Raw genomic sequence first — 19,617 nt, 5'->3', positions numbered from 1 at the left:
TATTTATTTTTTCAACAACTCGTCAATCTCGTCAAACTGACGTCCCATATTCAAATTGAGATAGATGCGATAAAGGGCAGGTGCCCACTTGCTCTTCTCATCGGGACACATCTTGCGGTAGGTCTCCATATAGGTGCGAGCACTCTGATAGTGCTGACTAGCAGTCTTTTTATCATTGTCCTCACTAGCCATCATAGCAATGTTCATATGAGCCGTTCCGGCATTGAAGTAGACCTCAGACAGACTATCGTTCAACTGTATCAGGCGCTGACACACCTCTATACAAGCCTCGTTGCGCTCAAGACGCAGCAGAGCAGAAGACTTAGCAAAGAGGAATAGCTGACTGCTGTCGTTCACTGCGATGGCACTATCTGCTGCAGCCAACGCCTTTTCATGTTGTCCCAGACGGGTATATTCATCTATTAGACGAGGAAAGAAGTAAGCGAACTGAGGAAAACGGCGGAAGCCCTCCTGAAGAGTGGTCAGATAAAGGTCGCGGTCGTTTTGCCAAAGGTAAGCCTCGGCTACATACTGCAGTGTGAACGCAGCACGTGAAGAGTCTAGAAGAGCCGTGTTCTGATAGCGTAGAGTCAACTCAGGGTCGTGCTGCTTGTAGGCACTGAACGTGGCCCAATAGGCAGCCTCAGGCATTCTCTTGTCGCGGGTATTATAATCATAGCCAGTGAAAAGAGGTTGCTTCCTACAGTCGATGTAGGTCTGAAAGAATTTGTAGGCATCTTTCCAATTGCCTTTCCGCACATGAAACACGCCACCATTAAAGAGGTTGGAGCGCTGTGCATCCATCTGCGAAGCATGACGCTTACGATATGAAGGTGCCACACGTCCCTTCTTATCAGGACGGGCATCAATACTGTCAAGCGTCTCAAGGACCATGAACATGCGGTTTACATTGCCGAAAAAGGCCGCTGTGTCCAAGGACTGTTTCAGATAAAATTTTTCGTTACCCTGATTGTATTTTCCGCGCACTGCGTCGTACAACGTCAAATAGACCTTCTCGTTGGCCCTATTTGCCGTGTCTTTGAGCAGATTCATCATCAGCTGATCTGCTCCGTCATAGTTGCCGCTCTTGATATAAGACCGTGCCTGACTGAGCTCTTTCTTCTGAGCCATCAGGCACGGTGTTATTGATAGTAAGAGAAGCAACGTCGAAATGATTTGCTTCGTCATTTAGTGTGTTTTTATTCTTTACTTGTTCAGTGCTTCCATCTCGGCAGCTTCTTTATCCATCTTCAAGGCATAGTAAACCTGCCAGAGGGGATAAGCCCAATTGCACTTCTCGCGCAGTGGGTCGAGTTCACGTGCCTTCTCCAGATAAACCTTAGATACAGCGAGTACCTCTTTTACCTTCTCGAAGTTAGCCACAGTGATAGTACCGGTACGCTTGTCGGCCAACTCATCCTGCAAAGCACGTGCCTTTGAGTTGTAGCAGACACCCAGGTTGAAGTTACCCTCGATATAAGCGGGATCAATCTCGATGGTCTTCTTATAGTCCTCGATAGCGGCATCCCACTTCTCGTCCTGCATGTCGGCATAGCCCTTCAGGAACCAAGCGGTCTTGTTGTTTGCATCAGCAGCAATCTCTTCTTCAGCGAAAGCACGCATCTCTTCATTTCCTGCCTTAGCATAGAACTCAACCAGCAGGTTGAAGTAGCGCTGCTCAGCGGGTTCTGCCTTGTGCAAATCCTTCAGGTGGTTGATGAATGCCAGTGTGTCGGCAGCAGTCTTGCAGTTCTCCTTCTGAGAGAAGAGCAGAATCTCCTTGGCCTCATCAGCCTTAGCAGGATCCTGAGCTGTGAGACGAGCATAACGCTCGGCTTTCACATAATCCTTATTCTGATAAGAAAGGAATGCTGCATAGTAGGCAATGTCATAGAAGAAAGGATCCTGGGGGAAGTCCTTCACGCCCTCAAAGATAGAGGTGTTACGCATGTTCAGATAGAGTTCCCAGTCCTTAAGAGCCTCATCCTGATCCTTTTGGTTGTAGAAGAACTGACCAGCCTGTACCAGAGCGATACCGTGGTTCTTGAAACGACCCTGTGAAGCACTGCGATACTTCAACTTCACCTTACCCTTAGCATCGGGCAACTGGTCGAACTCATCGCACTTCAGAGCTGCCTCCCAGGTAGCAACAGCAGCCTTATACATACCGAGGGTATCGTAAGGAGTGTTTTGCTTAGTGAGCTGGTTCTGAGCATCGATAGTCTGAATAGCTATAAACTTATCATAGTTAATATCCGACTGCAGTTTCCAAGCTGCCTCCTTATCAAGAGTCTCGTCGGATGTGAGAGCTGGTGCCAACTTAGCTATAGCAGCATCAAAGTCCTTACTAGAGAGGAGCTTCTTAGCCTCTTTTACTACGGCATCCTGAGCAAAGGCTGTGGTGGCAGCTGCTGCCATCAGGGCCATCGTCATTAACTTTTTCATCATCATAATAATTATTAGTTAAATGGTTTATTCATTATTATTATCTGGCGTCTCCTGTGTCTCAGAAACTTCAGAGGCATCAACATCCTCTACGTCTTCCTCAATCAGGTCGTCTTCAGACTTCTGCACCTTGCAAACGCTGGCGATGGTGTCGTTCTTCTTCGTAAGATTGATCAGGCGAACGCCCTGTGTGGCACGACCCATGACACGAACCTCACTGACGTTCAGACGAATCAGGATACCACTCTTATTAATGATCATCAGGTCATTCTCGTCGGTCACCACCTTGATGGCTACCAAACGACCAGTCTTCTCGGTGATGGCAAGAGTCTTAACACCCTTGGTGCCACGGTTAGTGATGCGATAATCCTCGATGTCCGAACGCTTACCGTAACCATTCTCCGAAACAACCATAATGGTCTCTGTCTGGGGATCGTTGACACATACCATGCCTACTACCTCATCATCGCCATCATCAAGACGCATACCGATAACACCTGTTGACACACGTCCCATGGTACGAACAGTGTTCTCGTTGAAACGAACAGCACGTCCGTTGCGGTTGGCCAGGATAATCTCGTTGTTACCATTGGTCAGACGCACGCTGACTACCTGGTCGCCTTCGTTGATGTTGATAGCAATCACACCGGCAGAACGTACATTCTTATACTGGTTCAGACAGGTCTTCTTGACGATACCCTGCTTGGTAGCAAACATCACGTAGTGACTGTTCAGGAATTCCTCGTCGTCGAACTTGCTGATGCGCAGTACGGCATTGATAGCATCGTCGGGCTCAATGTTCAGCATATTCTGGATAGCACGGCCCTTCGAGTTCTTGTCACCCTCGGGAATCTCATAGCACTTCTGCCAGTAGCAACGACCTTTCTGAGTGAAGAACAGCAATGTGTTGTGCATGGTGGCAGGATAGATATACTCGGTGAAGTCATTGTCACGATGACGGGCTGCCTTAGCACCTACTCCACCACGACTCTGCTCATGGAACTCGCTCAATGGAGTGCGCTTAATATAACCCATATGACTGATGGTAATCACAACGGGATCATTGGGATAGAAGTCCTCTGCGTTGAACTCATGATCGAAAGGAATGATCTCGGTCTTACGCTCATCGCCATACTTTTCCTTCACCTCCAGCAGGTCGTTCTTCATCACCTCCTTACAACGCTCGGGGTTGTTCAGGATTTCCTCCAAGTCGGCAATCAGCTTCATCAGCTCGTCATACTCCTGATGCAACTGATCAACACGCAAGCCGGTGAGCTGGCTCAAGCGCATATCTACGATAGCCTTTGACTGCAGCTCGTCCAGATCGAAGCGCTTCTCCAAGTTGCGCTGAGCATCTGAAGGAGTAGCTGACTGACGGATGATATGTACAACCTCGTCGATATTGTTAACGGCGATGATCAAGCCTTCGAGGATATGAGCACGCTCCTGGGCTTTCTTCAAGTCGAACTTCGTACGACGAATGGTCACCTCATGACGATGCTCAATGAAGTAGCGCACGCACTCTTTCAGCGACAGCAACTTTGGACGCATCTTGCCATGAGTGCCAGGAATGGGCACCAGAGCAATGTTGTTCACAGAGAAAGAACTCTGCAGGGCTGTCATCTTGAACAACTTATTCAGTATAACATTGGCATTAGCATCGCGCTTGCAATCAACCACGATACGCATACCCTGACGACCAGACTCATCGTTGACGTTCGAGATACCCTCAATCTTATGCTGGTTGGCCAGATCGGCAATATATGCCACGAGATCAGCCTTGTTTACACCATAAGGAATCTCGGTCACAACGATCTTGTCGTGCATTTCGCCGCTTTCAATCTCGGCCTTGGCACGCATCACGATACGACCACGACCGGTCTCATAGGCATCCTTTACGCCCTGCAGACCATAGATATATGCACCTGTAGGGAAGTCGGGACCTGGGATATACTGCATCAGTCCCTCAGTGTCGATATCGGGATTGTCGATATAAGCACAGCAACCATCGATGACCTCACCGAGATTATGAGTAGGCATATTGGTAGCCATACCAACGGCGATACCATTACCACCGTTGACCAAAAGGTTGGGCACCTTGGTAGGCATTACGCTAGGCTCATCGAGGGTGTTATCGAAGTTGGGGTCCATATCCACGGTATCCTTCTCCAGGTCGTCCATGATATGCTCACCCATCTTTGAAAGGCGGCACTCTGTGTAACGCATGGCTGCAGGCGAGTCACCGTCAACAGAACCGAAGTTACCTTGGCCGTCAACAAGTGTATAACGCATGTTCCATTCCTGTCCCATACGTACCAAGGCTCCATATACAGACGAGTCGCCGTGGGGGTGATACTTACCAAGCACCTCACCTACGACACGTGCACATTTCTTATGTGGTTTATCACTGGTATTTCCAATTCCCAACATACCGTAGAGGATACGGCGGTGAACTGGCTTGAATCCGTCACGAACATCAGGAAGGGCACGAGCCACAATAACCGACATGGAGTAGTCGATATAAGACGACTTCATCTCTTCCTCGATGTTAATCTTTAAAATTCTGTCGTTGTCAAAAGTCTGATCCACTTTTTATCAAATTTTACTTATTTATTTTTAGGCTAAAATCAACGAGAAGGGCATTTTAAGGCCCGCTGACGCGTTTTGCCTACTTACTTTCAGCGAACAAAGGTACAACTTTTTCTTGAATACAAGAAAGTTTTAAGCAATTTTAAGGCTATCTGACCGTAATATGAAAACACGGTTGCTTACGTTCGTATTTCACATAGCAACGTCCTTGCTGACGCAAATCATTAAGTACCTCACTGAGCACCTGCTTGTAGCGAGCCTCTCCATAGTCTGGCTTCGGACACACTTCTGGGTCGCCAACCTTAGCAAAAAGGTTGTAATTAATATCAAAGGTGGTGCCATAAAGGTGACACGACTGTTCGGTGGCATTACCATTGTGGCGGCGCAAGCGCTTGACATCGTATTCAGAACGCAGCACACTGGTCACTACGGCATAATGCAAAGGCAGTCCTTTGGCCTGAAGACTATCCATAAAACTGCGCCCTATATCCTCCAGGAGAAGTGCAGCATGGGGTACAAGATAAGGAATACTGGATGTGAGTGGCTTAATAATATAATAAGGTGAAGAACCTATATAGACCAACTCGCACTTGCGTCTTTCTGCATCCTCACGATCTTTCACTGGCGAAACGCCCCAGCGATGGGCGGATATCAGCTGCACATGATTACTATCGGGAAAGGCTTTATCGAAGTTAGCAACACCTTTTATGCGATGAGGCTTCGACCAGTCTATAGCAGACGGAGCCGAAGATATGCTAGGCGACTGAGCGTTTAACTGCTCTTGAGCATCCTGACTTTCCTGCACATCGACAATTTCCTGATTTGCTATTGAGTCATCATCAGCCAGACATACTTGTTCTTCAGCATTAGTTTGGGTGGTCGAATCACCTAAAAAAGCGCATCGAAACAACGCCAAAACAATGACTGTCACACCAAACCACTGTATATATCTTTTGCTATTCCTATGAGTTTTTCTTCTGCTATTCATTACCTTGTAGAATTTGAGCGCAAAGTTAATAAAAAACAATGAAACAAAAGAAAAAACAAGAAGAATTATCTCGGCATACCATAAAGAATTTCATGATCGATCAATGTCAAAAGGCAAATAATAAATCTGGCTCTATAAAAGTGGCACTTTAAGCACGCAATAGTTACCCTTTTAAAGTGCAAAAGTGCCACTTTTGAGTTGCAATAGTGGCACTTTTGATCTCAATCTAGAGTCTAGAAGAGTCATTTCTAGACCCTAGAACTGGTTGATGCAGACCCTAGAACAGATCATTCTAGGGTCTAGAAACAGACTTTCTAGGGTCTGCATTCAAATCAAGAGCTTTTCTTTTGAATTTTAAAAGCGCCAGTATTACGCAATAGTAGCAACACTTTGACCACACAAAACGACACCTATATCAATGCGTTTGAACAAGAATATTTTAGCTTTATGTTTGCAAGAGTCAACGAAAGTTATTAACTTTGCACGCAAATTCTAAACATTTACAACCTTGACAGAGAAGCATATTGTTTTAGAGGACATTGATCCAGTAGTCTTTTACGGCGTCGGCAACGCTCATTTGCAAATGTTGAAAGCGCTCTATCCAAAACTGCGCATTGTGGCACGCGACAACGTGTTGCGCATCATGGGCGATGAAGAACAAATGGCATCATTCGAAGAGAGTGCCGAGAAAATCAGACTTCACGTACTGCGCTTTAACTCACTGAAAGAAGAAGACATTATCGACATTGTAAAAGGCAAAAGAACACGCGACGAAATACCTGAAGGCGTGGTCGTTTACGCCCTGTCTGGCAGAGCCATCAAGGCCAGAAGCGAGAACCAACAGAAACTGATTAACGCCTACAACGAGAACGATATGGTCTTTGCCGTTGGACCTGCAGGAACAGGTAAGACTTACCTATCAATCGCACTGGCTGTCAAGGCATTAAAAGATAAGGCAGCAAAGAAGATTATACTCAGTCGTCCAGCCGTTGAAGCCGGAGAGAAACTAGGATTCCTGCCAGGCGACATGAAAGACAAAATTGATCCTTATCTACAACCTCTCTACGACGCACTGGAAGACATGATACCGCAAGTAAAATTGCAGGACATGATGGAAAAGCGAGTTATTCAAATAGCGCCTCTAGCCTTTATGCGCGGACGCACTCTCAACGATGCCATTGTGATCCTCGACGAGGCCCAGAATACCACCCCTGCACAGATCCGTATGTTCTTGACACGCATGGGTTGGAACACCAAGATGATTATCACTGGCGATATGACCCAGATAGACCTCCCCCACTCTCAGAAGAGCGGTCTCATCGAAGCCCTACATATTCTGAACGGTGTGGAAGGCATCGGAGTGGTCAATCTCGACCAGAAAGACATCGTACGACATAAACTGGTGACCAGAATTGTGAACGCCTATGAAGCCTTCGACAAGGAATCTAAAGGCGAATGATACGATTTTTCACTATATATAGTGATGGAATCCATAATTTTTTGTAACTTTGCAAGCAATTTATTGAGACAATAGGTAACTAAATTAGGTAAAAAAATGAAAGCGTTAACAAGTACTGACTTCCATTTCGATGGACAAAAGAGTGTTTATCACGGAAAAGTTCGCGATGTTTATGACATCAACGACGACCTTATGATTATGGTTGCAACCGACCGTATCTCGGCTTTCGATGTGGTGCTCCCCAAGGGTATCCCTTTCAAAGGTCAGGTGCTGAACCAGATTGCAGCTAAGTTCCTGGATGCCACTACCGACATCTGTCCCAACTGGAAGTTGGCCACTCCCGACCCCATGGTGACCGTAGGTCTCAAGTGTGAAGGCTTCCGCGTTGAGATGATCATCCGTTCTATCCTTACAGGTTCTGCATGGCGCGAGTACAAGAATGGCTGTCGCGAGTTGTGCGGCGTGAAGTTGCCCGACGGCATGCGCGAGAACGAACGTTTCCCTGAGCCCATCATCACTCCAACAACCAAGGCTGACGAGGGTCACGACATGAACATCTCTAAGGAAGAAATCATTGCCCAGGGCATCGTTTCAGCCGAAGACTATGCCATCATGGAGGACTACACACGCAAGCTTTTTGCTCGCGGACAGCAGATTGCAGCCAAGCAGGGCTTGATTTTGGTTGACACCAAATACGAGTTTGGTAAGAGAGACGGCAAGGTATATCTCATCGACGAGATCCACACCCCCGACTCAAGCCGTTACTTCTATGCCGATGGCTACGAGGAGAAGCTGGAAAAAGGTGAGCCTCAGCGTCAGCTCTCAAAGGAGTTTGTGCGCCAGTGGCTGATTGAGCATAACTTCATGAACGAGCCTGGACAGCAGATGCCCGAGATTACCGACGAGTATGCAGAGAGCGTTTCTGAGCGCTACATCGAGCTCTTCGAGCACATCGTAGGCGAGAAGTTCGACCGTGCTGCAGAGACTGGCGACATCGCTCAGCGCATCGAAAAGAACGTAACTGAATGGTTATGTACCAACAAGAAACGATAAAACCCTATCACGAGGGAGAAAAAACTACACAGGTAGAGGCGATGTTCGACAACATTGCCCCTACCTATGATACTTTAAACCACCGCCTATCATGGGATATAGACAGAGGTTGGCGTAAGAAAGCCATCAAGACGCTGGCCCCCCACCACCCTCAATCTATCCTTGACATTGCCACTGGAACAGGAGACTTCGCCATACTATCGGCACTCATGTTGAAGCCCGCCAAACTGATTGGCACAGACATCAGCGAGGGCATGATGAAAATTGGCAAGGAGAAAGTGGAACGGATGGGGCTCAGTCAAATCATCTCGTTTGAAAAAGAAGACTGTCTGCACCTCAGCTATGAGGACAACTCATTTGATGCTGTCACTGCAGCCTTCGGAATCCGCAATTTTGCCGACCTGGACAAAGGTCTCAAGGAGATGTGCCGCGTATTGAAACCTGGCGGACACCTGTGCATCGTAGAACTGACAACGCCAGTGAGCTTCCCCATGAAACAGCTGTTCCACATCTACTCGCACTCTGTGCTACCCTTCTACGGACGTTTAATCTCCAAAGACACCAATGCCTACTCTTACTTGATAAAAACGATTGAGGCTTTTCCGCAAGGCGAGCGCATGGTGGACATTCTGCAACAGGCTGGATTTGCCAATGCCTCCTTCAGGCGACTCACATTCGGCATTTGCACACTATACACAGCAACTAAGTAAAACAAGACAACAATCATGGATAAGTACGGACTTATAGGTTACCCCTTGGGACATTCGTTCTCTATCAGTTACCACAACCAGCGGTTTGCTGACGAAGGTATCAACGCCAAGTATTTCAACTTCGAAATCCCTACCATCGACGATTTGGCGGAAGTTCTGAATTCCAATCCCGACCTTAAAGGCCTTAATGTGACCATCCCCTACAAAGAAAAGGTCATGGAGTTCCTGGACTATATCAGTCCTGAGGCACGTGCCATCGGTGCCGTCAACGTGATACGAATCCTGCACGAAGGAAAGAAGACCATCCTGAAAGGCTACAACTCGGATGTGATAGGCTTCACCCAAAGCATCGAGCCTCTTTTGGAGAACTACCACTCGAAAGCACTTATCCTGGGCACTGGCGGTGCCTCAAAGGCAATTGCTTATGGTCTGAAATCACTTGGTCTGGAGTCCGTCTTTGTAAGCAGATATCAGCGTCCTGACACTATTCAATACGAAAACATCACACCCGATGTAGTCAAGGAATACAACGTCATTGTGAATTGCACGCCACTAGGCATGTATCCCAAAACCGACGAATGTCCTGATCTGCCATACGAGGCCCTGGACGAGCACAACATCCTCTATGACCTGATCTACAACCCCGACGAAACACTCTTCATGAAAAAAGGCGCAGAAAGAGGTGCCACCGTGAAGAATGGTTTGGAGATGCTGCTACTGCAGGCCTTTGCCAGCTGGGAGTTCTGGACAGGACGCGAAAAATAGAATAATTGAACGATGGAAGAAGTTTGGAGTGTCTTTTGGATTTATACCAGCACGTTCGCTGTTGCCATTTTAGGTTGCTATATGGCCGACCTGAAAACGGGCACGAATGTTGCTGCCTTAATAAAGCAAAAGAAACAAGAGCTTCTTCTCTGCGCTTCACGTTTCAACAGCAAGGTAAAATCGCTGGAGAGATCGTATAAACTGGAGTTAGACTCCCATTATCATCAACCGACCATTTTCAGCCGACTTACTAATTCATCCAAGGAAGACATCAGACGCAGTTATGAAGCTCAGTACATGAGAGACAGGGCTGATTTCGCGCTCCAGGTGAAAGAAGTATTAAGTGGTTGGGATGCTCAAAATGTTGTCAATCGCTCCATCTCAAAAACATGGAAGCTTGTCATTGTCGTAGGACTTATCGCCCAGATGGCGGCATGTAGCTACAGCATCATCAATACGGAGATAGCACAAGAAGCCAACAAGCCGGTTGATGAGGCATGGACGGCACAAAGCATACCCATGCCACACATGACCGATGGCAGCAGATATGTATCAAACCCAGATGGCATCATCTCGCCACAAACAGAGGCTTTGATGAACAAGCAACTGAAGAAGTTGGATGACGAACTGGGCATTGAGTCGGCCGTTATCATTGTCAAGCATCTGAAAGACCAGGATATATTCCGCTTTGCACAGGATATATTTGATATATATAAGGTAGGAAAAGAGGACCGAGGACTGGTTTTTGTTTTAGCCTATCAGGACCATTTGATGCGAACCCATACAGGTCGCTCGCTGGAAGCCGATTTAACAGACATAGAGTGTTTCCAGCTTCAGGAACGCTACATCATACCCAGCATGAAGGCCGAGCAACCTGATAGCGGCATGCTCTATTGGTCGGAAGCAGTTTACAATCTACTGCAAAAGAAGGAACTGCCCAACATGGGCATACTGAGGGAGCAATACAAGGAGGCAGAGTCAGATCCCATATCGATTATCTTTACGCTCTACTTCGTATTGTTTTCCGGATGGCTCATACTATATTACATCCTTCAAGCGCGTCATGGCTGGAACATCAAGAGCTATGCATACCACCACATACTGGCAAACCCCTTTGTCAAACAAACAAGCCAGATCGTTTTCATCCCAGGTAGTGGACGAGGAGGCTTTGGCGGAGGTGGATTCAGTGGCGGTGGTGGCTTCAGCGGAGGTGGCTTCAGCGGAGGAAGCTCTGGTGGCGGTGGCGCCACATCAAGTTGGTAAATAAATCATCTTAAATAATAACAATTATGAAAAAGAATTATGTTATTCTCATCATCGTTGCCGCAGCAGCACTAATGCTCTTTGCATGGGTAAAAGGAACATACAACGGCATGGTCTCTGCAGAAGAACAAGCTACTACAGAGTTGGCATACATCCAGTCTGCCTATCAGCGCAGAGCCGACTTGATTCCCAACCTCGTTGAGGTGGTAAAAGGCTATGCCGCACACGAAAAGGAAACACTTGAGGGCGTAGTAAATGCGCGCTCGAAGGCCACCAGCATCACCCTTGATGCAGATAACATCAAAGCATATCAGCAGGCACAGGGCGAACTGTCGAGTGCGCTGAGTCGCCTGCTGGCCGTTCACGAGGCTTATCCTGACTTGAAGGCCAACGACAACTTCCGCGAACTACAGAAGCAACTGGAGGGAACTGAGAACCGCATCAACGAAGCCCGCAACAAGTACAATAATGCTGTTCAGGCATACAATATAAACATCCGTCGTTTCCCCAACAATATCTTTGCCGGTATGTTTGGTTTTGAGAAGATGGACAAATTTGAAGCTGCCGCAGGGGCAGAGAAAGCACCAGAAGTTAAATTCTAAATCATCATCAATAGATTCAATGAACAATCGCTACATGCAACGCGGAGTGAGTGCCGCAAAAGAGGACGTACACAACGCTATCAAGAACATTGATAAGGGTATTTTTCCTCAAGCTTTCTGTAAGATTATCCCAGATATTCTGGGTGGTGACCCCGAGTACTGTAACATCATGCATGCCGATGGCGCTGGCACCAAGTCTTCGCTGGCATATATGTACTGGAAGGAGACGGGCGACCTGTCCGTATGGAAAGGCATTGCACAGGATGCCATCGTGATGAACACCGATGACCTGCTCTGTGTAGGTGCCGTAGATAATATCCTCGTGTCTTCCACCATCGGACGCAACAAGATGCTGATACCTGGCGAGGTTATTTCGGCTATTATCAATGGTACCGACGAATTGCTTTCGGAACTGCGCGAGATGTGCATTGGCATCTACCCCACTGGTGGTGAGACAGCTGATGTAGGCGACCTGGTACGCACAATCATCGTAGATTCTACGGTGACTTGCCGCATGAAACGCAGCGACGTCATCGACAACGCCAACATCCGTCCTGGTGACGTCATCGTGGGTCTGTCTTCAACCGGTCAGGCTACTTACGAGAAGCGCTACAACGGTGGTATGGGCAGCAATGGCCTTACCTCGGCTCGTCATGATGTGTTTGCAAAATATCTGGCAGAAAACTACCCCGAGAGTTTTGACCATGCAGTACCCGACGAACTGGTTTACAGTGGTAAGTATAAGCTCACAGACAGCGTAGAGGGTTCGCCTGTCAATGCAGGTCAGCTGGTTCTCTCACCTACCCGCACCTATGCGCCTGTGATCAAGAAGTTGCTCGACGAACTGCGTCCTGAGATTCACGGTATGGTGCACTGCACTGGTGGTGCACAAACCAAGGTACTGCACTTTGTCAACGACAACTGTCGCGTCATCAAGGACAACATGTTCCCCGTTCCCCCACTTTTCCGTGCTATCCACGAATGCTCAGGCACCGACTGGAAGGAAATGTATCAGGTATTCAACATGGGTCACCGCATGGAGATCTACGTACGTCCTGAGGTTGCAGACAAGGTCATCGAGATTTCAAAGTCATTCAACATCGATGCTCAGATTGTGGGCCACATCGAGGAAGGAAAGAAGAGCCTCACCATCAAGAGCGAATTCGGAGAATTTAATTACTAAATAGGAAAACTCCTCAATATTAAAGAAAGTAGGCTAGCCTTTGGTTAGTCTGCTTTTTTTTCGTAACTTTGCACCCAAATTAAAGTTTAAAGATAAAAATGGCAGAAACAACAAACAGCATTTTGCAAAAGCTGGACGGACTGGAAAGTCGCTTCGAAGAGGTATCTACTCTGATTACTGACCCTGCAGTGATTGCAGACCAACAGCGATTCGTGAAACTGACGAAGGAGTACAAAGACCTGGGCGACATTATGGATGCACGCAAGCGCTACATCAACTGTCTGAACAGCATCAAGGAGGCAAAGGACATACTGGCCAATGAAGACGACCCCGAGATGAAAGAGATGGCTCGCGAAGAGCTTTCTACCAACGAGGCGTTACAGCCACAACTTGAGGAGGAGATTAAGATTGCACTGATTCCAAAGGATCCTGAAGATGCCAAAAACGTTCAGATGGAGATTCGCGCAGGAACCGGTGGCGACGAAGCCTGCCTATTCGCTGGCGACTTGTTTAAGATGTACAAGAACTACTGCGAGGCTAAAGGCTGGCAACTCAGCGTCACAGACTTCAACGAGGGTGCTGTGGGTGGCTACAAGGAAATTGACTTCGCCGTGAGTGGTGCCGACGTTTATGGTACACTGAAATACGAATCGGGTGTTCACCGCGTACAGCGTGTACCCGTCACCGAGTCTAATGGACGTATGCAGACAAGTGCTGCCACTGTGGCCGTTCTGCCTGAAGCAGACAAATTCGAAGTACACATCAACGAAGGTGAGATTAAATGGGACACCTTCCGTTCGAGCGGTGCCGGTGGTCAGAACGTAAACAAGGTAGAATCTGGTGTACGTCTGCGCTATATGTGGAAGAATCCCAACACGGGCGAAACCGAGGAAATCCTGATAGAATGTACTGAGACACGTGACCAGCCCAAGAATAAAGAGCGCGCCCTGTCTCGTCTTTATACATTCATCTACGACAAAGAGCACCAGAAATATATGGACGACATTGCAAGTCGCCGTAAGACATTGGTGAGCACGGGTGACCGCTCAGCCAAAATCCGCACCTACAACTTCCCTCAAGGTCGTGTCACCGATCATCGTATCGGCTATACCACACACGATTTGCAGGGATTCCTGGGTGGCGACATTCAGGCCATGATTGATGCGCTGACCGTAGCTGAGAATGCAGAACGAATGAAAGAAAACGAATTATAAAAAGAATATGACTAGACAGGAACTTATCCAGCAAATAAAAGAGAAACAGTCTTTTCTGTGCGTTGGTCTTGACACAGACCTAAAGAAAATCCCACAGCACTTGCTAAAAGACGAAGACCCTATCTTCGCCTTCAACAAGGCCATCATCGAAGCTACCGCCCCCTACTGCGTGGCCTACAAGCCCAATTTGGCATTTTATGAGGCCTTCGGCGTGAAAGGTATGATTTCCTTTGAGAAAACCATTTCTTTCCTCAAAGAGAATTATCCTCATCATTTTATTGTAGCAGATGCTAAACGTGGTGATATTGGCAACACATCTGCCATGTATGCGCGCACTTTCTTTGAAGAATATGACGTAGATTCTCTGACCGTTGCTCCTTATATGGGTGAAGACTCTGTTACGCCTTTCTTGGGTTATGAGGGCAAGTGGGTGATTCTGCTGGCCTTGACAAGCAACAAGGGCTCACATGACTTCCAGTTGACAGCAGATGAGCAGGGCGAGCGCCTCTTCGAAAAAGTGCTGAAGACCTCACAGAAATGGGGCAATGACGAGAACATGATGTATGTGGTAGGTGCCACACAGGGACAGATGTTTGAGGATATCCGTAAGGTGGCTCCCAGCCACTTTCTGTTGGTACCTGGCGTTGGTGCACAAGGTGGCAGCCTGCAGGAAGTATGCAAATACGGCATGAATAAGGACTGCGGTCTGCTGGTCAACTCTTCTCGTGGCATCATCTATGCTTCTCAGGACGAGAACTATGCCGAAGTAGCAGGTCAGAAAGCTAAAGAACTTCAGCAGGAGATGGCTTTAGAACTTGCAAAGATCGGCATGTAAAAAACAGATGAATGAACGAAACAAAGATCATTAATGACCCCGTATTCGGGTTTATCCAAATACCTAGAGGATTGCTTTACGGCATCGTAAAGCATCCTCTGTTTCAACGCTTAAACAGGATCAACCAGTTGGGGCTAACATCGGTAGTTTATCCTGGTGCACGGCATACGCGATTTCAGCATTCACTTGGTGCCTTCCACCTGATGAGTGAAGCCATTCTGTCGCTCCAACAGAAAGGTCATTTTATCTTTGATTCAGAAGCCGAAGCCGTAAAAGCGGCTATTTTGATGCACGACATCGGCCACGCCCCCTTTTCGCACGTATTGGAAAACACGCTTATCTCAGGTATATCGCACGAGGACATCTCACTGATGATGATGGAGCAAATCAATCGCGACATGGGCGGTCAGCTTAATTTGGCCATTTCTATTTTCAAAAACGAATATCCGAAGAAATTTCTTCATCAGCTAATATCCAGCCAACTGGACATGGACCGATTGGACTATCTGCGCCGCGACTCTTTCTTCACAGGCGTCACAGAAGGCAATATCGGTTCGGCACGAATCATCAAGATGCTGAATGTGGTTGACGATCGTTTGGTCATCGAGCAAAAAGGCATTTACTCGCTCGAGAACTACCTCACCACAAGAAGACTGATGTACTGGCAAGTTTATCTTCACAAAACCACTGTGGCTTATGAGAAAGTGTTGGTAAGCATGCTGACGCGAGCCAAAGATTTGGTGCGCCAGGGTAAAGAGGTGTTTGCATCGCCTGCCCTCGCCTATTTCCTAAACAACAACGTGGACCGTCAGTGGTTTGAAAATCATAGTGAGGCATTGTTGATGTACGAGGATCTAGACGACTCCGACATCTGGAGTGCCATGAAAGCTTGGAAATATCACGAAGACAAAATACTGTCAACATTGGCGAAAGACATGCTCGACAGATGTGTCTTCAAAGTTGAGGTTCACGAAGAACCCATATCTGAAGAAAGACTAGAAGAACTACGTACGAGTATTGCCTTGGAAATGGGTATTCCAAAAGAGGATACACACTATATGTTTAACGTCAGCGAAATACAAAAAGATATGTATTCGGTTGATGATGATTCTATAGATATTTTATACAAAGACGGCAGTATAAAAGACATCTCAGAGGCCTCTGAGATACTAAATGTAGCACTTCTTTCTAAAAAAATACGAAAATATTATCTCTGTTATCAGCGAATTCAATAAAAATGTTTATATTTGCAGTCTAATTTGAAAAACTAGTAGATATTATGGAATTTACTGCTAAACAAATAGCTGATCTAATTGGAGGACGAGTAGAAGGCAATGAAGCAGCAGCCGTCCACACTTTTGCAAAGATTGAAGAAGGACAGGAAGGAGCTATTTCATTCCTATCAAATCCCAAATACACTCATTATCTTTACGAGACTAAGTCAACCATCGTATTGGTCAACGAAGACTTGGAACTGGAGCAGGAGGTTTCTGCCACGCTTATCCGTGTGAAGAATGCCTACGAGGCCGTAGCAAAGTTGCTGCAGATTTACGAGTCTATCAAGCCTAAGAAGACTGGCATTGACTCTTTGGCTTTCGTTTCGCCCAAGGCAACTATCGGTAAGGATGTATATATCGGAGCCTTTGCTTGCATCGGTGATGGTGCGGTGATTGGCGATGGTGCCCAGATTTACCCACACGTAGTCATTGGCGACGGCGTGAAAGTTGGAGAAAAATGTCTCTTCTACCCCAATGTAACCGTATACCAAGGTTGCCGTATCGGCAATAACGTAACCATCCATGCCGGTAGCGTGATTGGTGCGGATGGCTTTGGCTTTGCTCCAAGTACAGAGGGCTACGACAAGATTCCACAGATTGGTATCGTCATCATTGAGGACAATGTAGAGATTGGTGCTAACACATGTATCGACCGCTCTACAATGGGTGCTACAGTAGTTCATAAAGGAGTAAAACTAGACAACCTGATTCAGGTGGCTCACAACTGTGAGATTGGCGAGAACACCGTTATGTCGGCACAGGTCGGTATGGCTGGTAGCACAAAGATTGGTTCTTGGTGTATGGTTGGTGGACAGGCTGGCTTTGCCGGACATATCCACGTGGCTGACAAAACTTTCGTTGGTGCTCAGTGTGGTGTCATCAGCAACACCAAGGGCAACGAGCAACTTATCGGTTCGCCCGCCATGGATCCCAAAGTATTCTTCAAGGCTTCTGCCGTAATGAAGAAACTCCCTGATATGTATCGGGAACTTAATCAACTTAAGAAAGAATTAGCAGAACTTAAAGCAAACAAATAAAGTATGAAACAGAAAACTCTTAAAGGTAGTTTCTCGCTTTGCGGAAAAGGTCTTCACACAGGTCTTAGCCTGACTGTAACATTCAACCCCGCACCAGAGAACCACGGCTATAAAATACAGCGTATTGACCTCGATGGCATGCCTATCATCGATGCCATTGCAGAAAATGTTGTTGATACACAACGTGGTACGGTATTGGGCAAAGGCGATATTAAAGTTTCTACCATTGAGCATGCTCTTTCTGCTCTTTACGCTTTGGGCGTTGACAACTGCTTGATACAGGTTAACGGTCCTGAGTTTCCTATTCTTGACGGCTCTGCCATCAAATATGTAGAGAAGATTAACGAGATAGGTATTGAGGAGCAAAATGCCCCCAAAGACTACTATGTCATTCGTAAGAAAATAGAAGTTAAAGACGAAGCCACTGGCTCGTGCATCACCATCCTTCCCGATGATGACTTCACGCTGACAGCGATGTGTTCGTTTGAATCAAAGTTCATCCACAGTCAGTTTGCCACACTCGATGACATCAAGAAGTATCCCGAGGATATTGCAGCTGCTCGCACATTCGTATTTGTACGCGACATTGAGCCCCTGCTTCAAGCCAACTTAATTAAAGGTGGAGACCTTGACAATGCCATTGTCATCTATGAGCGCCAGACCACTCAGGAGCGCCTTGACACACTGGCAGATATGCTGCACGTAGAGCATCGTGATGCCAACGAATTGGGTTATATCCAGCACAAGCCACTGGTTTGGGACAACGAGTGTACACGTCATAAACTGCTCGATGTCATTGGTGACATGGCCCTGATTGGAAAGCCTGTAAAGGGACGTATCGTTGCTACACGTCCTGGCCATACCATTAATAATAAGTTCGCACGCGAAATGCGTAAGGAGATTCGCAAGCACGAGATTCAAGCGCCTGCCTACGATCCAAACGAAGAGCCGGTAATGGATGTCAACCGCATCCGCGAACTGTTGCCACACCGCTACCCCATGCAGCTGGTTGATAAAGTGATTGAGATTGGTCCCAATAGCATTGTTGGTGTTAAGAATATCACATCTAATGAGCCCTTCTTCACTGGTCACTTCCCACAGGAGCCCGTCATGCCTGGTGTACTGCAGATTGAAGCCATGGCACAGTGCGGTGGTCTGTTAGTTCTCAACAGTGTGGAAGAACCTGAGCGTTGGTCAACATACTTTATGAAGATTGACGGTGTGAAGTTCCGCCAAAAGGTAGTACCTGGAGACACCCTGATCTTTAAAGTTGATTTGATGGCCCCACTCCGTCATGGTATTTCTACTATGCACGGCTATGCTTTCGTTGGCGACAAGATTGTGTCAGAAGCAACTTTCACTGCTCAAATTGTTAAGAACAAGTGAAGATTTGAAGATATTTAATAATAGAACAATTTAAATAATGGCAAATCAAATACATCCCCTAGCTGTTGTCGATCCTGAGGCAAAATTGGGAGACAATAATATCATTGGTCCTTTCTGCGTGATTGACAAGAACGTAGTGATGGGCGACAATAATCACCTGCTGAACAATGTTACCATACACACTGGTGCACGTATCGGCAGCGGTAACGAGTTCTTCCCAGGTGCATCAATTTCAACTAAGCCACAGGATTTGAAGTTCAAAGGCGAGGAAACAACATGCGAAGTTGGAGACAACAACTCTATCCGTGAGAATGTTACAATCAGTCGCGGTACTGCTAGTCGTGGTAAAACCGTAGTCGGTTCAAACAACCTGCTGATGGAAAACATGCACATTGCTCATGATTGTATCATTGGCAACGGCTGTATCATTGGCAATTCCACAAAGTTTGCCGGTGAAGTTGAGGTTGATGACTGCGCTATTGTTTCTGCAGAAGTCTTGTTCCACCAGTTCTGCCGTGTTGGAGGATATGTCATGATACAAGGCGGTAGCCGTACGAGCCAGGATATTCCTCCCTATATTATTGCAGGCAAGGAACCTATCCGCTATGCCGGCTTGAACCTTATCGGTCTGCGTCGTCGCGGTTTCTCTAATGAGACTATCGATATGATTCACGACACGTATCGCATCATCTACTCTCAGGGTATCCTGAAAGAAGGTATTGCTGAGGCCCGAGCAAAATATCCCGACTCTAAAGAAGTGGATTATATCTGCTCATTCTTTGAAAATTCAAAACGAGGCGTAATTAGATAA

The 19,617-nt window shown here is 46.9% G+C and carries 17 protein-coding genes; 13 read left to right on the top strand and 4 right to left on the bottom strand.

Going from position 1 to position 19,617, the window contains the following annotated elements; translation table 11 throughout:
• Positions 1-3: 3 nt before the first annotated feature.
• From T433_RS0113535 to T433_RS0113520, 4 genes are all read right to left on the bottom strand, one after another.
• Positions 4-1,131 carry a hypothetical protein gene (locus T433_RS0113535; protein WP_052357163.1) on the bottom strand — a complete coding sequence of 376 codons (1,128 nt, stop codon included), beginning with the start codon at positions 1,129-1,131 and terminating at the stop codon, positions 4-6.
• Positions 1,132-1,206: 75 nt separating this feature from the next.
• Positions 1,207-2,451 carry a tetratricopeptide repeat protein gene (locus T433_RS0113530; protein WP_081778510.1) on the bottom strand — a complete coding sequence of 415 codons (1,245 nt, stop codon included), beginning with the start codon at positions 2,449-2,451 and terminating at the stop codon, positions 1,207-1,209.
• 21 nt (positions 2,452-2,472) lie between these two features.
• Entirely contained in the window at positions 2,473-4,980 is a 2,508-nt protein-coding gene (gene gyrA, locus T433_RS0113525; protein WP_394331339.1) for a DNA gyrase subunit A, read from the bottom strand.
• A gap of 202 nt (positions 4,981-5,182) precedes the next feature.
• Positions 5,183-6,022 carry a DUF5715 family protein gene (locus T433_RS0113520; protein ID WP_027456157.1) on the bottom strand — a complete coding sequence of 280 codons (840 nt, stop codon included), beginning with the start codon at positions 6,020-6,022 and terminating at the stop codon, positions 5,183-5,185.
• Between the two features lie 508 nt (positions 6,023-6,530).
• Here T433_RS0113520 and T433_RS0113515 point away from each other — a divergent pair.
• The 13 genes from T433_RS0113515 (at position 6,531) to lpxA (ending at position 19,617) form a co-directional block, all read left to right on the top strand.
• A complete protein-coding gene (locus T433_RS0113515; protein ID WP_027449761.1) occupies positions 6,531-7,481 on the top strand; it encodes a PhoH family protein in 951 nt (316 codons plus the stop codon).
• A gap of 96 nt (positions 7,482-7,577) precedes the next feature.
• Entirely contained in the window at positions 7,578-8,534 is a 957-nt protein-coding gene (locus T433_RS0113510; protein ID WP_027449760.1) for a phosphoribosylaminoimidazolesuccinocarboxamide synthase, read from the top strand.
• Complete coding sequence (ubiE, locus tag T433_RS0113505; protein WP_027449759.1) at positions 8,513-9,244, top strand: bifunctional demethylmenaquinone methyltransferase/2-methoxy-6-polyprenyl-1,4-benzoquinol methylase UbiE; 732 nt, start codon at positions 8,513-8,515, stop codon at positions 9,242-9,244. The genes T433_RS0113510 and ubiE overlap by 22 nt, the downstream gene beginning before the upstream one ends.
• A 15-nt stretch (positions 9,245-9,259) precedes the next feature.
• Complete coding sequence (locus T433_RS0113500) at positions 9,260-10,009, top strand: shikimate dehydrogenase family protein (RefSeq protein WP_027449758.1); 750 nt, start codon at positions 9,260-9,262, stop codon at positions 10,007-10,009.
• Positions 10,010-10,021: 12 nt separating this feature from the next.
• On the top strand, positions 10,022-11,272 hold the full coding sequence (locus T433_RS0113495) for a TPM domain-containing protein (RefSeq protein ID WP_027456156.1): 1,251 nt from the start codon (positions 10,022-10,024) through the stop codon (positions 11,270-11,272).
• 26 nt (positions 11,273-11,298) lie between these two features.
• Positions 11,299-11,874 (top strand): LemA family protein, encoded by a 576-nt coding sequence (locus T433_RS0113490; RefSeq protein WP_027456155.1) that lies wholly within the window; start codon positions 11,299-11,301, stop codon positions 11,872-11,874.
• 19 nt (positions 11,875-11,893) lie between these two features.
• Complete coding sequence (locus T433_RS0113485) at positions 11,894-13,057, top strand: AIR synthase-related protein (RefSeq protein ID WP_027456154.1); 1,164 nt, start codon at positions 11,894-11,896, stop codon at positions 13,055-13,057.
• A 98-nt stretch (positions 13,058-13,155) separates the two neighbouring features.
• Positions 13,156-14,271 (top strand): peptide chain release factor 1, encoded by a 1,116-nt coding sequence (prfA, locus tag T433_RS0113480; RefSeq protein ID WP_027449754.1) that lies wholly within the window; start codon positions 13,156-13,158, stop codon positions 14,269-14,271.
• Positions 14,272-14,278: 7 nt separating this feature from the next.
• The gene (pyrF, locus tag T433_RS0113475) at positions 14,279-15,106 is read left to right on the top strand and encodes an orotidine-5'-phosphate decarboxylase (protein WP_027456153.1); all 828 of its coding nucleotides are present in this window, start codon (positions 14,279-14,281) and stop codon (positions 15,104-15,106) included.
• An 11-nt stretch (positions 15,107-15,117) separates the two neighbouring features.
• On the top strand, positions 15,118-16,341 hold the full coding sequence (locus T433_RS0113470; protein ID WP_027456152.1) for an HD domain-containing protein: 1,224 nt from the start codon (positions 15,118-15,120) through the stop codon (positions 16,339-16,341).
• Positions 16,342-16,385: 44 nt separating this feature from the next.
• The gene (gene lpxD, locus T433_RS0113465; protein WP_027449751.1) at positions 16,386-17,420 is read left to right on the top strand and encodes a UDP-3-O-(3-hydroxymyristoyl)glucosamine N-acyltransferase; all 1,035 of its coding nucleotides are present in this window, start codon (positions 16,386-16,388) and stop codon (positions 17,418-17,420) included.
• Positions 17,421-17,423: 3 nt separating this feature from the next.
• Positions 17,424-18,806, top strand: a complete 1,383-nt coding sequence (locus T433_RS0113460) for a bifunctional UDP-3-O-[3-hydroxymyristoyl] N-acetylglucosamine deacetylase/3-hydroxyacyl-ACP dehydratase (RefSeq protein ID WP_027449750.1) — start codon at positions 17,424-17,426, stop codon at positions 18,804-18,806.
• Positions 18,807-18,843: 37 nt separating this feature from the next.
• Positions 18,844-19,617, top strand: coding sequence for an acyl-ACP--UDP-N-acetylglucosamine O-acyltransferase (lpxA, locus tag T433_RS0113455; RefSeq protein ID WP_027449749.1), 774 nt, complete (start codon positions 18,844-18,846; stop codon positions 19,615-19,617).

The organism is Xylanibacter brevis ATCC 19188 (assembly GCF_000621725.1).
In the GTDB taxonomy this organism is placed as follows: Bacteria; Bacteroidota; Bacteroidia; order Bacteroidales; family Bacteroidaceae; genus Prevotella; species Prevotella brevis.
The sequence above is the reverse complement of the archived record's forward strand: the minus strand, read 5'-3'. Positions and strand labels throughout refer to the sequence as shown.